Genomic DNA, 15364 nt, shown 5'->3' on the forward strand with positions numbered 1-15364 from the left:
GGCCTAGGACGAGCGGTCGGGGCGGACCGTCCGGGGGCCCGTCACCTGCGCGCCCAGCGCGGTGACCCGCGCCCGCAGCTCCTGGTCCGCCGTCACCACCAGGCACGGGCGGCCCTCGTCACGGGCCGCCACCACCTTCACGATGTGGTCGTCGCCGCTGCCCGGCGCGTTCTCCACCCGTACGCCCTCCACCGGCTCGATGCCCCGCGCCGCGCCCTCGACCACCATCACGATGTCCACCGGAGGGCGGGTGGCCCAGCCGGGCACACCCGGGCGGTCGGGGAGCCCGGTCCTGGCGAGGACGGCCAGCCGGTCGCGGAGCCGTTCGGCGGCGCCGCGGCGGTCACGCCACCAGCCGTCGGGGACCGAACCGATCACGTTGGCGGCATCGACCACCACAAGTCCATCCATAGTCCAGGCAAATTACTATGGACGTCGTTCGATCAGGTGGACCAACTCGGGGAAGGTTGGCAGCGGGCCATGGCGTTGCGGTTGCTCCGCGGCAAGGACGACAGGCTCACGGCCTATGCACTGGTGGCGGGCGGTGTGGCGCGCTGGACGGAAGACCGGCCCGCAGGGCCGGAGTGGACGGGCCCCTGGCTGATCGAGGCCCCCGGCCTGGTCAGTCTGACCGTCGCTCAGAGCACGGAGGGGTACGCCCATCTGGTGGGGCTTCGGCGCCGGCCGGGCGGCACCGGCGAGCCGGCGCGCGTCGACATCGTCCACGCCATCCAGTTCCAGACCGGCCGCCCGCTGACGGCGTGGCACTCGCTGGGCACCCCGCATCCGAAGGACCCCCGCAAGGCCGAGCGGACCAGCGCGCCCGCCATGGCGGTGGACTCCTCCGGCGCCCTGCGCGTCTTCGTCCGCAACGCCGGGGGCGGGGTGAGCGCGCGGCGGCAGGACCCCAAGGGGACCTGGGAGCGCTGGACCGACTGGAAGGGCACGGATGTGCTGGGCGGACTGTCGGCGGCCGCGACCGCCGACGGCCGGCTCGAACTGCTCGCACCGGCCGGGAAGGGCGCCGCGCTGCGCTGGTACCAGCCCAAGCCCGGCGCCGCCCCGAAGCGGGGCGAGGACGTCCCCGCCGACGCCCGGCCGGATTCGGCGGCCGTGGTGGAGACCAGCCCCGGCACCCTCACTCACTACTGGCGCGACGCCGACAGCGGCGAGCTCCTGGCCTGGCGGCCGGGCGCCCCGGCCCCCGCGCCGCTGGGCGGGTCGACGGGCACCGGCCCGGTCGCCGCGGTGCGCGCCGTGGTGGACGGTCACGACTGCACCGTCCTGGCCCACCAGGACGCCGGGCGGCTGGCGGTCGCCGCCCACCCCAGCGAGGACGAGGCGGCGGGGGTGTGGTGGACGCCCTCGGGCGAGCAGGGCGCCCACAACCCGGCGCTGGCGCTGGACGGGCAGGGCCGGGTGGTGCTGGCCGCCCTGGGAATGGACGGACGGCTCCTGGTGGCCCGTCAGAAGACCGACGAGGGCGGGCTGGCCCTGAGGGCCTGGAACCGCGTGGGAAGCGGCTGAGCGGCCCGCCGGCCCCGCTGAAGGGCCGGAAACGGCACGAGCGCCGGGCGGGACCGATTCCTCGGCCCGCCCGGCGCTCGGCCGGACCACTGTCGCGTTACGCCGGGACGCTCGCCACGCCCGGGGCCAGGAACGCCTTCCCGTTCACTCGCTCCGAGACGCCTTCGCGGTCCAGGTACGGCGTGATGCCGCCCAGGTGGAAGGGCCAGCCCGCACCGGTGATCAGGCACAGGTCGATGTCCTGCGCCTCGGCGACGATGCCCTCCTGGAGCATCAGGCCGATCTCCTGCGCGACGGCGTCCAGCACCCGGGTGCGCACCTGCTCCTCGGTGAGGACGGTGTCGCCCTGCTGGAGCAGCGCGGCGACCTCCGGGTCCAGCTCCGGCTTACCGGAATCGTGGACGTAGAAGCCGCGCTTGCCCGCCTCGACCACGCGCCGGAGGTTCTCCGAGACCGTGAAGCGGTCCGGGAACGCGCCGTGCAGCGTCTCGGAGACATGCAGGCCGATCGCCGGGCCGACCAGCTCCAGCAGCACCAGCGGGGACATCGGCAGGCCCAGCGGCTCGATGGCGCGCTCGGCGGCGTCGACCGGGGTGCCCTCGTCGATGACGTTCTGGATCTCGCCCATGAAGCGGGTCAGGATGCGGTTGACCACGAACGCCGGGGCGTCCTTGACCAGGACGGCGGTCTTCTTCAGCTTCTTGGCCACGCCGAAGGCGGTGGCCAGCGCCGCGTCATCGGTCTTCTCACCGCGGACGATCTCCAGCAGCGGCAGGATCGCGACCGGGTTGAAGAAGTGGAAGCCCACGACCCGCTCGGGATGCTTGAGCTGGGACGCCATCTCGGACACCGACAGCGAGGAGGTGTTGGTGGCGAGGATGGCGTGCTCCGGCACGACCGCCTCGACCTCGGCGAACACCTTCTGCTTGACGCCCATCTCCTCGAAGACGGCCTCGATGACGAAGTCGGCGTCACCGAAGGCGGCGGCCTTGTCCAGCGAACCGGTCACCGCGGCCTTGAGGCGATTGGCCTTGTCCTGGTTGATCCGGCCCTTGAGCAGCAGCTTGTCGATCTCGCCGTGGACATAGCCCACGCCCTTGTCGACCCGCTCCTGGTCGATGTCGGTCAGGACGACCGGCACCTCCAGACGCCGCACGAACAGCAGGGCCAACTGCGAGGCCATCAGACCCGCGCCCACGACGCCCACCTTGGAGACCGGGCGCGCCAGCGACTTGTCCGGGGCGCCGGCCGGGCGCTTGCCGCGCTTCTGCACCAGGTTGAAGGCGTAGATGCCGCTGCGCAGCTCACTGCCCATGATCAGGTCGGCGAGCGCGTTCTCCTCGGCCTCGTAGCCGCGGGCGAGGTCGCCGTTGCGCGCGGCGTCGATGATCTCCAGCGCGCGGTAGGCGGCCGGGGCCGCCCCGTGCACCTTGCCGTCGGCGATGGCACGGCCGCGCACCACGGCCTCGTGCCAGGCGTCGCCGCGGTCGATCTCGGGCCGTACGACCTCGATCTCGCCCTTGAGGACGGAGGCGGTCCAGATCAGCGACTGCTCGAGGAAGTCCGCGCCCTCGAAGATCGCGTCCGCGATCCCGAGCTCATAGACCTGCTCGCCCTTGAGCTGCTTGTTCTGGTTGAGGGAGTTCTCGATGATGACCGAGACCGCGCGGTCGGCGCCGATCAGGTTCGGCAGCAGGGTGCAGCCGCCCCAGCCGGGGACGAGGCCCAGGAACACCTCGGGCAGCGAGAAGGCCGGCAGCGCCGCGGAGACGGTGCGGTAGGCGCAGTGCAGCCCGACCTCGACCCCGCCGCCCATCGCCGCGCCGTTGTAGTACGCGAAGGTGGGCACGGCGAGCGAGGACAGCCGCTTGAAGACGTCATGGCCGCCCTTGCCGATGGCCAGCGCGTCCTCATGGCGCTTCAGCAGCTCCACGCCCTTGAGGTCGGCGCCCACGGCGAAGATGAACGGCTTGCCGGTGATGCCGACACCGGTGATCTCGCCGTCCGCCGCCTCCTTCTCGACCTGGTCGATCGCCGTGTCGAGGTTGGCGAGCGAGGCCGGGCCGAAGGTGGTGGGCTTGGTGTGATCCAGGCCGTTGTCCAGCGTGATGAGCGCGAAGCGGCCCGCGCCCTGGGGGAGATCGAGGTGGCGGACGTGCGCCTGCGTCACGACCTCGCCCGGGAACAGCTCTGCCGCCCCCTTGAGAAGCTCTGCGGTGTTGGTCACTTGTTCCCCTCGAAGTGCGGGTTCTCCCAGATCACGGTGCCACCCATGCCGAAGCCGATGCACATCGTGGTGATGCCGTAGCGGACCTCCGGCTGCTCCTCGAACTGCCGCGCCAGCTGCGTCATCAGCCGGACACCGGAGGAGGCCAGCGGATGGCCGAAGGCGATGGCGCCGCCGTACTGGTTGACGCGCGCATCGTCGTCGGCGATGCCGTAGTGGTCCAGGAACGACAGGACCTGGACGGCGAACGCCTCGTTGATCTCGAACAGGCCGATGTCCTCGATCGACAGACCGGCCTTGGCGAGCGCCTTCTTGGTCGCCGGGACCGGGCCGTAGCCCATCACCTCGGGCTCGACGCCCGCGAAGGCGAAGGAGACCAGGCGCATCCGCACCGGCAGGCCCAGCTCCTGGGCGAAGTCCTCGGAGGCGAGCAGCGAGGCGGTGGCGCCGTCGTTGAGCCCCGCGGAGTTACCGGCCGTGATCCGGCCGTGCGGGCGGAACGGGGTCTTCAGCGAGGCCAGGCCCTCCAGCGTGGTGCCCGGGCGCATCGGCTCATCCGCGGTCGCCAGGCCCCAGCCCACCTCGCCGCCCTCGGGGGAGGTGCGGCGCACCGAGACCGGCACCAGGTCCTGCTGGATCTTCCCGTTGGCGTACGCCTTGGCGGCCTTCTCCTGGCTGCGCACCGCGAACTCGTCGGCGCGCGCCTTGGTGATGTGCGGCAGCCGGTCGTGGAGGTTCTCCGCCGTCATGCCCATGAACAGGGCCGACTCGTCGACCAGCTTCTCCGAGACGAAGCGGGGGTTGGGGTCCACCGCCTCGCCCATGGGGTGACGGCCCATGTGCTCGACGCCGCCCGCGACGACGGCGTCATAGGCGCCGAAGGCGATGGAGCCCGCGGTGGTCGTCACGGCCGTCATCGCACCGGCACACATCCGGTCGATGGCGTAGCCGGGGACCGACTGGGGCAGCCCGGCCAGGATGCCCGCGGTGCGGCCGATGGTCAGGCCCTGGTCGCCGATCTGCGTCGTCGCGGCGATGGCCACCTCGTCGATGCGCTCCGGCGGCAGATCCGGGTTGCGGCGCAGCAGCTCCCGGATGCACTTGACGACCATGTCGTCGGCGCGGGTCTCATGGTAGATGCCCTTCGGGCCCGCCTTGCCGAATGGGGTCCGGACGCCGTCGACGAAGACGACGTCCCTAGCGGTACGAGGCACGTTGGCTCTCCTCCAGGTGCGGGATGGCACTGCTGCGGGCACGCCCGGGGCGCGCCTCACAGCCTCATGCTACTTATGAGTAACCAAGCTGCCCAGTCCCCACGACCGGAGGGTTGAAGGTCACAGCCGCGGGCCGGCGGCGCCCGCCGCCGGTCCACGCGCGTCACATCATGCCGGGGTCGCCAGCAAGGCGGCCGCGAGCACTGGGGTCACCTGGTCGATCTGCCAGGGACGGGCGCCGTGACCTGCGAGAACGGAGGCGACCGCATCCGTCGTCGGCTCGGCGGGCGGCTCCCAGCACAGCCGCCGGACGGTGTCCGGGGCGATCAGGTTCTCCTGCGGAAGATTCAGCCCTTCGGCCAGTTGGGTGACGGCCGCGCGCGCCGCGGAGAGCCGCGCCGCCGCGGCCGGGTCCTTGTCGGCCCACGCCCGCGGCGGGGGCGGACCGGTCACCGGCTGGCCCGGCTGGGGGAGGTCGGCCTCGGGCAGCTCCCGCGCCCGGTCCACCGCGGCCTGCCACTGCTCCAGCTGGCGCCGGTTCATCCGGTGGCCGAAACCGTTCAGCGCGGCCAGTGCCCGGGCGTTCGCGGGCAGGGCCAGCGCGGCCTCGACGATGGCCGCGTCGCCCAGCACCTTGCCCGGCGAGACATCGCGGCGCTGGGCGATCCGGTCCCGGGCCGTCCACAGCTCGCGCACCACGGCCATCTGCCGGCGCCGCCGGACCTTGTGCATCCCCGACGTCCGCCGCCAGGGGTCCTTGCGCGGCGGGGCGGGCGGGGCCGCGGCGATGGCCGCGAACTCCTGATGCGCCCACTCCAGCTTGCTCTGCCGCTCCAGCTCCTCCTCCAGCGCGTCGCGCAGGTCGACCAGCAGCTCGACATCGAGCGCGGCGTAGTGCAGCCAGGGCTCGGGCAGCGGGCGGGTCGACCAGTCGACGGCGGAGTGGCCCTTCTCCAGGGCGTATCCGAGGATGTTCTCGACCATGGCGCCGAGCCCCACCCGGGCGAATCCGGCCAGCCGGCCCGCGAGTTCGGTGTCGAAGATCCGGGCGGGGATCATGCCTATGTCCCGCAGACAGGGCAGATCCTGGGTCGCCGCGTGCAGGACCCATTCGGCGTCGGCGATCGCGGCGCCCAGACCGGAGAGGTCGGGGCAGCCGACGGGGTCGATCAGTGCGGTCCCCGCTCCGGCCCGGCGCAGCTGGACCAGATAGGCCCGCTGTCCGTAGCGGTAGCCGGAGGCGCGCTCGGCGTCGACGGCCACCGGGCCGTGGCCCGCGGCGAAGGTCGCGATGACCTCGGCGAGCGCGTCCGCGTCCGCGGTGACGGGCGGGATGCCCTCGCGCGGCTCCAGCAAGGGGACCGGCGCCGGGGGGAGGTCGTCCGGAGGAGCGCCCCCGGTGGTTCGCAGTGTCGTCTCTGCTGCGGTCTCTTGGGCGTCGGTCACCTGTCAAGGGTAGCTGTGTGCGGAGAGTACGCAGGGCGCCCGTCGACGGAACGTTCCGTCGACGGGCGCGGGGATGGTGGGGAGAGGCGCGACGGCCGGGCGGGCGATACGGCTCAGTGGATGATCCCGGTGCGCAGTGCGACCGCGACCATGCCGGCCCGGTCCCCGGTGCCCAGCTTGCGGGCGATCCGGGCGAGGTGACTCTTGACGGTGAGGGCGGACAGGCCCATCGAGACGCCGATGGCCTTGTTGGACTGGCCCTCCGCAACCAGCCTCAGTACCTCGACCTCGCGGCCCGACAGCTCCCGGTAGCCGCCGGGGTGGCCGGGGGCGCCCGGCGGGCGGCGGTGCATCCGGGCGGCGGCGCCGAGCGGGGCGGTGCCGGGACGGCCCGGGATGCCGAGGTTGGTGCGGGTGCCGGTGACGACATAGCCCTTGACGCCGCCGGCCAGCGCGTTCCTTACGGCGCCGATGTCATCGGCGGCGGACAGGGCCAGCCCATTGGGCCAGCCCGCGGCGCGGGTCTCGGAGAGCAGGGTGAGGCCGGAGCCGTCGGGAAGGTGGACATCGGCGACGCAGATGTCGCGCGGATTTCCGATGCGGGGACGGGCTTCGGCGATGGACGACGCCTCGATGACGTCGCGCACTCCGAGGGCCCAGAGGTGGCGGGTGACGGTGGAACGTACGCGGGGGTCGGCGACGACGACCATGGCCGTCGGCTTGTTCGGGCGGTAGGCGACCAGGCTGGACGGTTGCTCGAGGAGAACAGACACCAGGCCTCCTGGGGAGTTGTGGGACGGGTCATCACGTCCTTCGGCACCGATACGGCCTGGCTTTAGGGAATGATCACGATTTGGTGAGTAACAATTCGGGCAATTAGGACGACTGATCGACCAGCTCTGGTCTTTTTGAGGCTCGGTTCGCCTCCGGGGCGCCTCGTCTCCGCCGGCTACCGCTGGGAGGTGCCCCCTGTCGACGGTCGACCGTGCTCGGTCGCTCACGCGGCGGAGCCGCACATCGATCGCAGCCCTCGCTCCCTGCGCGCGCTCTCCCTTTCGACAGCGACGCGCCCCTTCGGCTCGCCCCCGGCTACCGCTGGGAGGTGCCCCCGGCCGGTCGGACCATGCGCCCGGATACGTTGCGGCGCCCTTCGGCTTACCGGGTTGTCGCAGGGGGGGGCCGGGCCGGAAGGCCCGAGCCACCCGGTGCTCTACGGCGCCCATCGGCTTACCGGGTTGCCGTAGGGAGGTGGCCCGGGTCGGAAGACCCGAGCCGCCTTGTGCGCTGCGGCGTCCTTGGGCTTACCGGGGTGACGCAAGGGGGGCCACCCCGGCGGGACGACCCAGCATCCGGAACGTCAGCGGGCCTGGGGACCCCGCCGTTGGGGCAGTGAGACGACCCCCGCCTCCGCGGCCCCTGCCGGGGGCAGGCCCGCGATCTGGCACAGGAGGTCGCACCACGCGGCCAGATGCCCCGCGGTGTCCGGCACGCCCAGCGGTTCGCCTGCGCCCTCTTCCACGGACTCCGGGCGCCGTGGGCCGGCGCGGGCCGGTTCGGGGGCCGGGTGGGCGGCCGGGGTCCACGAGGCGCGGATCTCGATCCGGGTCGACGGCTCCCGTTCGCCCATCGCGCCGAAGTAGTGCGAACTCGCCCGGGTGACCGTGCCGCTGGGCTGCCCGTACGGCAGACCGCGGGCCTCCAGTGCGCCGGTGAGCCAGGACCAGCACACCTCCGGCAGCAGCGGATCCGCCGCGATCTCCGGCTCCAGATCCGCGTGGACCAGGGTGACCAGGCGGAAGGTGCCGCGCCAGGAGTCGTGCCCGGCCGGGTCGTGCAGAAGGATCAGCCGCCCCTCGGCCAGCTCCTCGTCGTCCGACGCGCCGGTGACCACCGCCTCCAGCGCGTACGAGTAGGGTGCGAGCCGACGCGGGGGTGGGGTCGGATCGAGCTCCACCTCGGGCCGTACCCGCACACCGCTCAGCGCGGCGACGGCATGCCGGAAGGCGGGAGGGGTGTCCTCACCGCCTGCTTCCGTGCCGTCAGGGCCGTCAGCACCGTTCGAGAGGTGTCCTTGAACCGCTGCCATGCCCGGAAGACTAGGCGCAGTGAGGGCCCTAACCGGGGAGGAACACCCGGGTTGGCGGGTCACTCGTTCGGCCCGTGCGAAGATTTGGGGCATGAGCGCCAATGAGCGGCCCTCGGGCCAGCAGCAGACCGGCCGCGCCGCGGCTCGTGCCACAGCCGATTCGGCCTTCATGCGGGCCTGCCGTCGGGAGCCGGTGTCTCATACGCCGGTGTGGTTCATGCGGCAGGCGGGGCGCTCGCTTCCGGAGTACCGCAAGTTGCGCGAGGGCACCGCGATGCTCGAGTCCTGCATGCGGCCCGACCTGGTCACCGAGATCACGCTGCAGCCGGTGCGCCGCCACCGGGTGGACGCGGCCGTCTACTTCAGCGACATCGTCGTGCCGCTCAAGGCCATCGGCATCGACCTCGACATCAAGCCCGGGGTCGGGCCGGTCGTCGAGCGGCCGATCCGCACCCGGGCCGATCTGGAGCGGCTGCGTCCGCTCGATCCGGACGATGTGAAGTACGTCACCGAGGCCATCGGGGCGCTCGTCGGCGAGCTCGGCGCGACCCCGCTCATCGGCTTCGCGGGCGCCCCCTTCACGCTCGCCAGCTATCTGATCGAGGGTGGCCCCTCGCGCAACCACGAGCACACCAAGGCGCTCATGTACGGCGACCCGGCGCTGTGGGCCGCGCTGCTCGACCGGCTCGCCGACATCACCGCCGCCTTCCTCAAGGTCCAGATCGAGGCGGGCGCCTCGGCCGTCCAGCTCTTCGACTCCTGGGTGGGCGCCCTCGCCCCCGCCGACTACCGCCGCAGCGTGCTGCCCGCCTCCAAGAAGGTCTTCGACGCCGTCGCCGGATACGGGGTGCCGCGCATCCACTTCGGGGTGGGCACCGGTGAGTTGCTCGGACTGCTCGGCGAGGCGGGCGCGGATGTCGTCGGCGTCGACTGGCGGGTGCCGTTGAACGAGGCCGCCCGGCGGGTCGGCCCCGGCAAGGCGCTCCAGGGCAATCTCGACCCCGCCGTGCTCTTCGCCCCGCGTACGGCTGTGGAGGCCAAGGCGGAGGAGGTGCTGGAGGCCGCCCGGGGGCTGGAGGGGCACATCTTCAACCTCGGCCATGGCGTGCTGCCCAGCACCGACCCGGACGCGCTGACCCGCCTTGTGGAGTATGTGCACACAAGGAGCGCATCGCGCGCACCTTCTGTGAAGGTCTGAACCAAGCGGGAACCCGCGTGCCTCCCGTGGCGTCGTGAGGGGCATGACCGACATGCCCGCCACCGCGCTGTCAGATTCGCCAGAGTGTGTCCATTTCGTCGACGACTGGGACGGCATACTCCACGAGACCTATGGCGGCGACGCGGACCGGGCGGTCCTGGACTGTGCCAGGCGGCTGGCGGCCGACCCCGCGGGCGAGGAGGCGTACGCCTGGACGCTCGGGCTGGTCATGATGGCCGCGTACATCGGCCGGTTCTCCCGTAAGGACGTCGCGGCGGCGGCCCTGGAAGCTCTCCACGCCACCGACCGGCGGCTGCGTGACCTGCCCTGCGCCCATCGGACGCATCCTTACGAGAGCGATCTGGACGACCGGATCGACCATTTCGTGGACGATCTGCCGCTGCTCACCAACGGGTTGACCGAGGACGAGGACCCCGACTGGGAGGACGACGCGACCAAGGGGCAGTGGCTGTGCCCGCGCGACATCGCCGGGTACGCGCGGGTCGCCGTGGACATCATCGCCCCCGGCAGCGTGGGCGGCATCCCGCCCCGGCTCCCGGCCCGCGACGCGCGCCGCGCCGAGGATCTGCGCTCGATCGTCTGGGACTACCCGAGCGCGGCCGTCGACCCCGGCCAGGAGCTGTCCGCCTACGCCAGGAACCTGGTCGCCAACCCCCTGGGCTATCACCGCGCCGGGCTCGTGGTCGTCCTGCACGCCGCCTGCTGGTACGCCGCCAGCGGCCGGATCCGCGACCGGCGGGTCCTGGACACCATGGTGGACGCCCTGGAGGCGGTGCTGCCCGGCCTCGGCGACGCGTCCTGCGCGCACGGCGAGGGCGACCACCCCGAGGTCGGCCGGGACACCGCGGAGCAGGCCACCGTGGGCATCCATCTGCTCAGCCCCGGCGGCCGGGGCGTCTACCGCCACTGGCACCGGGAGGAGCTGGAGACGGCGCCGCTGGAGGCGTGGCTGTGCCCGGCCTTCCTCGCCGCGATCGCCCGCGAGGCGCTGGACCATCTGCGGACCGGCCGGGAGCGGCTGTTCGGCCTCCGGGACACCGCCCATCTGGACGAGGTGCTGCTGCGTCCCGACGGACGGCTCGACGTCGAACGGCTCACCCACGCCGTGCGCTTCCACTGCCGAGACGGACAGGCCGCGGAGGACGCCGGGCTGTGGGCGGCGCGGCGGTTCGCGGCGGGCCCGGCCGATCCGCGCGAGCGGCTGGTGCTGCTGCTGGTCGCCTGCTGGTCGGTGACCTCTGGCGAGGAGCCCCCGCCCGAGGCCGTCCACCGGGATCTGCGGGCGATCCTCGGCGCGGTGCGGACCGCCCCGGCGGCCGCCCCGGCGGCCGAGCCCTGCCCGCATGGGGACGCGCATCCCTGGGACGTGCTGACCGAGCTGGTCGGGCGCCGTCACTTCGGCTTCCACGAGGACCCTTACGGCGCTCATCTCAACCATCTGTACGCGCCCGGGGAGTACGACACGCCCGAGCGGCCGTTCGACTCCGGGGCGTGGAGCTGCCCTCGGCATGTGGCCCAGCGGGTGCGGGGCGCGCTCCGGGTCATCGACGGCGCGAACTGATCGGTGACCCGGGGCCGCGGCGCCCCGCGACTCGTTGCCGGACCTGACGCAGGCGTACGGGGAGCGCGCCTGCGGCGGGCTTTCCCCTACCCGCCCCTTCCCACAACCGGGGCTCCGCCCCGGACCCCGCTCCTCAAACGCCGGAGGGGCTGGTTTCGGCTCCGGTGTCCGGGACCTGGCTCTTCAAGTGCCGGTGGGGCTGGTTTCGGCTCCGGCGTCCCGGACCTCGCTCCTCAGGCGCCGGTCGGGCTGGTTTCAGCTCCTCAAGCGCCGGAGAGGCTGCTTTTCACGGTCCCCGCCGCCTTGCGTGCCGCCACCAGTACCGGGTCCCACACCGGGGAGAACGGCGGGGCGTAGCCCAGGTCCAGTGCCGTCATCTGCTCCACCGTCATCCGGACGGTCAGTGCGACCGCCGCGATGTCGACCCGCTTGCCCGCGCCCTCTCGGCCGACGATCTGGGTGCCGAGCAGCCGTCCTGTGCGCTGCTCGGCGAGCATCTTCACCGTCATCGGCCGGCTGCCCGGGTAGTACCCGGCCCGGCTGGTCGACTCGATGGTGACCGCCTCGAACTTCAGCCCCACGGCGGCGGCTTCGGCCTCCAGCAGTCCGGTGCGGGCGATCTCCAGATCGCAGACCTTGCTGACCGCCGTGCCGACGACACCGGGGAAGGTCGCGTAGTCGCCGCCCACATTGGCGCCGATGACCTGGCCGTGCTTATTGGCGTGGGTGCCCAGCGGAATGTGCCGGGTGCGGCCGGAGACCAGGTCGAGGACCTCCACGCAGTCGCCGCCCGCCCAGATGTTGTCGTGACCGCGCACCCGCATGGCCAGATCGGTCAGCAGCCCGCCGTAGGGGCCCACCGGAAGCCCCGCCTGCTGGGCGAGCCCGGTCTCGGGGGCCACTCCGAGGCCCAGGATCACGAGGTCGGCGGGGTATTCGCTGACCTTGGTGGCCACGGCCCGCACCCGGCCGTCCTCGCCGGTGATCACCTCGGTGACCTCGGCGCCGGTCACGGTGTCGATGCCGAGCCCCGTCATCGCGTCGCGCACCAGCCGCCCCATGTCGGGGTCGAGCGTGGACATCGGCTGTTCACCGCGCTCCAGGACGGTGACCTGGCAGCCGCGCTGGATGAGCGCCTCGGCCATCTCCACCCCGATGTATCCGGCGCCGATCACGACCGCGCGCTCGACCCGGGTGGACTCCAGGGTCTCCAGCAGCGCCCGCCCGTGGTCCAGGGTCTGCACCCCGTGGACGCCGGGGGCGTCTATCCCGGGCATGTCGGGGCGGCGCGGCTGGGCGCCGGTCGCGATGACCAGGTCGTCGAAGCCGTGCCAGCGCTCGTCGCCCGCACCTCGCGGGTCGACGTCCCGCGCCAGGACCCGCTGCCCGGCGAGGTCGATCTCGACGACCTCGGTGTGCGTCCGTACGTCGATCCCGCGGCCCTGGTGGGTCTCGGGCGTACGGGCGACCAGCTTGTCGGGGCCGTCCACCACCCCGCCGACCCAGTACGGGATGCCGCAGGCCGAGTACGAGGTGAACTGGCCGCGCTCGAAGGCGAGGATCTCCAGCTCGCTCCGGCTCTTGAGCCTGCGCGCCTGCGACGCGGCGGACATGCCCGCCGCGTCGCCTCCGATGACCACCATGCGTCGTGCCGCCGCCATGTATGCCCCTCCGCCACTGGATGTCCGGCTTTAGAGGACCAACCTATGCGCGCGAGGTGTTCTCCCGGATCAGCACATACAGCCCCGCGCTGGCGAGCATCAGCGCGCCGTCGATGTAGACCGCGTGCGTCCAGCTTCCGTAGTGGTCGAAGAGGGTGCCGCTGAGGGCCGGGCTGACCACCGCGCCGATCTCCCCGACCAGGTTGAACAGGCCGAAGGCCGCGCCGCGTTCGGCCGCGTCGACCACATCGTTGAGCAGCGCGTGCGCCATCGGCTGGAGGGCGTTGAAGAACAGGCTGGTCACGAAGAGCAGGATGGACATCACCCAGAGGGAGGGCTTCTCATTGGTCTGCAGATAGGCGGCGAACACCAGCACCAGCACGCCCTGGACCACGGTGAACGCGATCAGCAGCGGCCGCCGGCCCCAGCCCCGGGCCTTCGCCCGGTCCGAGAGCCGGCCCCCGGCCGGGAAGCCGAGGATGCCCGCGCCCGCGTTGAAGGTGGCCACCAGCGCGGCGTTCTGGAACGAGCTGTGGGCGGCGTCCGCGACGATCGACACCGACCAGAAGCTGAAGAACCACAGATTCCACATGACCGCGATGAAGGCGAAGCTGAGCAGCAGCACATTGCGGTTCCGGGAGACCGAGCCCAGCTTGCTGCTCCGCCGGGCGAAGATCGCCCCGATGAGCAGGAACGCCAGCACGCACTCCAGGACGGCCACGCCCCAGCTCGGCATCCCCGCCCCGTCGGCGATCAGATAGACCGCCATGACCGCGGCGCACAGCACCGCCGAGGTCCCCAGCAGCCGCAGAGTGGAGCCGGTGGCCTTGAGCGGACCGCCGATCCGGCGCATATACACCGCCGTGATCCAGCCGAACGCGAGCGTCGCACCGCCCAGCACCAGGAACGGCATCCGCCAGGCGTCCTCCTCGCCGAGCACCTCCCCGCCCCAGTCGATCAGATACGGCGCGCTGATGGTCGCGATCGTCAGCCCGATGGCCAGTCCGGTGATGGCGACGCCCATGCCCAGACCTGCCTTGGCGGGCGGGGTGCGCTGGGCGATCAGCGAGCGGTCGTTGGAGTAGAAGACGCCCTCGCCGAGGCCGGTGAGCACCCTTAGCACGACGAAGGCGATCAGCCCGGTCATCAGGCCGCTGGCGAGGGTCGCGACCCCCGCCCACAGCAGCGAGACCGCGAGCATGGTGCGGTGCCCGAAGCGGTCGCCGAGATAGCCGCCGGGGAACTGGGTCAGCATGTAGCCCGCGAAGAAGAGGCTGCCGATCAGGCCGCCGAGCGCGTGCGGATGGCTGGCGGAGCCCAGCATGGCGTGGTCGTGCTCGATCAGCCAGGTGACGACCGGGCCGGTGATGGTGCGGTCGGCGTACGAGAAGAGCCAGCCGCCCAGCAGCATGGCCCACAGGGTGTGGTACGGCTGCCAGCCGCCCCGGGGCGCCTCCCGCCCCTGCGCGGTGGGCTCTGCGGTCACTTCGGGCATGTCTCCATGTCCCCCTTCGGGCCTGGGCGTTCGGGCTCGGCGGCTCGGTATGTGCCACACAGAATGTGGCCCGATATCGGCCTCGGCAAGGCGCGCTCGTGGGTCTTTCACCGACCGGAAGCCTCCGCGACGGGCTCTTGCCCCAGGGCGGCGGCGAGGGTACGGGAGATGCCGTGGGCGGCGACCCGTACGGCCGGGATCAGCCCCGGGGCCCGCCCCTCCGCGGCCGGCACCACCACCGACAGCGAGGCCACCACCTCCCCGCGCGGTCCGCGCACCGGGGCGGCGATGGACAGCCCGTCCATGGTGATCTGCCGGTCGCTGACCGCGATCCCGGTGCGCCGCACCTCGGCGAGGGTGGCCCGCAGCCGGTGCGGGTCCTGGATGGTCATTTCGGTGTAGCGGCGCAGCGGGCGGGCGCACAGCCGCTCGTACAGCCGTGGCGGCCCGTACGCGAGCAGCACAAGACCGACGCCGGTCGCGTGCAGCGGCCAGCGGCTGCCGACCCGGGTGCGGACCTGGACCGCCGAGTGTCCCGAGATCAGCTCGACATAGACCACCTCCAGGCCGTCCCGCACGGCGAGCTGGACGTTCTCGTGGGTGGCCTCGTACAGGTCCTCCATGAACGGCAGCGCCGCCTCGCGCACCCCGACCCCGCGCGGCGAGAGCGTCGCCACCTCCCCCAGCCGCAGCCCGATGTGGTACGCCCCGGTGGCGTCGCGCTCCAGGGCGCCCCAGCGGGTGAGCGAGGCGACCAGCCGGTGCGCGGTGGCCAGCGGCAGCCCGGCGCGCCGGGCGAGGGCGGTGAGGGACAGCGAGCGGTGCGAGGCGTCGAACGCGTCGAGGACCGCCAGCATCCGGCCCGCCACCGAGCGGCCCGCGTCCGGGCTGCCGGGGGTGCGGGGGCCCGGTGGGCTCATGGGGGTGA

12 protein-coding genes are annotated in these 15364 nt (G+C 72.6%); 3 read left to right on the forward strand and 9 right to left on the reverse strand.

What is annotated here, in order from left to right; all coding sequences use genetic code 11:
• Positions 1-3: 3 nt before the first annotated feature.
• Positions 4-411: a hypothetical protein gene (locus STRVI_RS10025; protein WP_014055523.1), complete on the reverse strand. Its 408-nt coding sequence runs from the start codon at positions 409-411 to the stop codon at positions 4-6.
• 69 nt (positions 412-480) lie between these two features.
• Between STRVI_RS10025 and STRVI_RS10030 the strand changes: the two genes are divergently transcribed.
• On the forward strand, positions 481-1527 hold the full coding sequence (locus tag STRVI_RS10030) for a hypothetical protein (protein ID WP_014055524.1): 1047 nt from the start codon (positions 481-483) through the stop codon (positions 1525-1527).
• A 97-nt stretch (positions 1528-1624) separates the two neighbouring features.
• Here STRVI_RS10030 and STRVI_RS10035 read toward each other — a convergent pair whose 3' ends face one another.
• The 5 genes from STRVI_RS10035 to STRVI_RS10055 form a co-directional block, all read right to left on the reverse strand.
• Complete coding sequence (locus tag STRVI_RS10035; RefSeq protein WP_014055525.1) at positions 1625-3754, reverse strand: 3-hydroxyacyl-CoA dehydrogenase NAD-binding domain-containing protein; 2130 nt, start codon at positions 3752-3754, stop codon at positions 1625-1627.
• Positions 3751-4968, reverse strand: a complete 1218-nt coding sequence (locus STRVI_RS10040) for a thiolase family protein (protein WP_014055526.1) — start codon at positions 4966-4968, stop codon at positions 3751-3753. Before STRVI_RS10040 ends, STRVI_RS10035 begins: the two co-directional genes overlap by 4 nt.
• Positions 4969-5136: 168 nt before the next feature.
• Positions 5137-6414, reverse strand: a complete 1278-nt coding sequence (locus tag STRVI_RS10045; RefSeq protein WP_014055527.1) for an HRDC domain-containing protein — start codon at positions 6412-6414, stop codon at positions 5137-5139.
• 113 nt (positions 6415-6527) lie between these two features.
• The gene (locus STRVI_RS10050) at positions 6528-7187 is read right to left on the reverse strand and encodes a response regulator transcription factor (protein WP_014055528.1); all 660 of its coding nucleotides are present in this window, start codon (positions 7185-7187) and stop codon (positions 6528-6530) included.
• Positions 7188-7771: 584 nt separating this feature from the next.
• Positions 7772-8500 (reverse strand): DUF3000 domain-containing protein, encoded by a 729-nt coding sequence (locus tag STRVI_RS10055; RefSeq protein ID WP_014055529.1) that lies wholly within the window; start codon positions 8498-8500, stop codon positions 7772-7774.
• 91 nt (positions 8501-8591) lie between these two features.
• Between STRVI_RS10055 and hemE the strand changes: the two genes are divergently transcribed.
• Entirely contained in the window at positions 8592-9698 is a 1107-nt protein-coding gene (gene hemE, locus STRVI_RS10060) for a uroporphyrinogen decarboxylase (RefSeq protein ID WP_014055530.1), read from the forward strand.
• 43 nt (positions 9699-9741) lie between these two features.
• Positions 9742-11280 (forward strand): hypothetical protein, encoded by a 1539-nt coding sequence (locus STRVI_RS10065; RefSeq protein WP_106685642.1) that lies wholly within the window; start codon positions 9742-9744, stop codon positions 11278-11280.
• 263 nt (positions 11281-11543) lie between these two features.
• Here the strand turns inward: STRVI_RS10065 and STRVI_RS10070 are convergent, their stop codons facing one another.
• The 3 genes from STRVI_RS10070 to STRVI_RS10080 all read right to left on the reverse strand — a co-directional run bounded on the left by STRVI_RS10070 (position 11544) and on the right by STRVI_RS10080 (position 15356).
• Positions 11544-12941: an FAD-dependent oxidoreductase gene (locus STRVI_RS10070; RefSeq protein ID WP_014055532.1), complete on the reverse strand. Its 1398-nt coding sequence runs from the start codon at positions 12939-12941 to the stop codon at positions 11544-11546.
• Between the two features lie 43 nt (positions 12942-12984).
• Positions 12985-14436: an MFS transporter gene (locus STRVI_RS10075; protein WP_014055533.1), complete on the reverse strand. Its 1452-nt coding sequence runs from the start codon at positions 14434-14436 to the stop codon at positions 12985-12987.
• Between the two features lie 107 nt (positions 14437-14543).
• Positions 14544-15356: an IclR family transcriptional regulator gene (locus STRVI_RS10080; protein WP_251982579.1), complete on the reverse strand. Its 813-nt coding sequence runs from the start codon at positions 15354-15356 to the stop codon at positions 14544-14546.
• Positions 15357-15364: the final 8 nt, after the last annotated feature.

It is taken from the genome of Streptomyces violaceusniger Tu 4113, assembly GCF_000147815.2.
Lineage (GTDB): Bacteria > Actinomycetota > Actinomycetes > Streptomycetales > Streptomycetaceae > Streptomyces > Streptomyces violaceusniger_A.

Coding starts and splice junctions, on each gene's coding strand:
- STRVI_RS10025 (WP_014055523.1), bottom strand. CDS start 411: ATGGATGGACTTGTGGTGGTCGATGCCGCCAACGTGATCGGTTCGGTC.
- STRVI_RS10030 (WP_014055524.1), top strand. CDS start 481: ATGGCGTTGCGGTTGCTCCGCGGCAAGGACGACAGGCTCACGGCCTAT.
- STRVI_RS10055 (WP_014055529.1), bottom strand. CDS start 8,500: ATGGCAGCGGTTCAAGGACACCTCTCGAACGGTGCTGACGGCCCTGAC.
- hemE (WP_014055530.1), top strand. CDS start 8,592: ATGAGCGCCAATGAGCGGCCCTCGGGCCAGCAGCAGACCGGCCGCGCC.
- STRVI_RS10065 (WP_106685642.1), top strand. CDS start 9,742: ATGACCGACATGCCCGCCACCGCGCTGTCAGATTCGCCAGAGTGTGTC.
- STRVI_RS10070 (WP_014055532.1), bottom strand. CDS start 12,941: ATGGCGGCGGCACGACGCATGGTGGTCATCGGAGGCGACGCGGCGGGC.
- STRVI_RS10075 (WP_014055533.1), bottom strand. CDS start 14,436: ATGCCCGAAGTGACCGCAGAGCCCACCGCGCAGGGGCGGGAGGCGCCC.
- STRVI_RS10080 (WP_251982579.1), bottom strand. CDS start 15,356: ATGAGCCCACCGGGCCCCCGCACCCCCGGCAGCCCGGACGCGGGCCGC.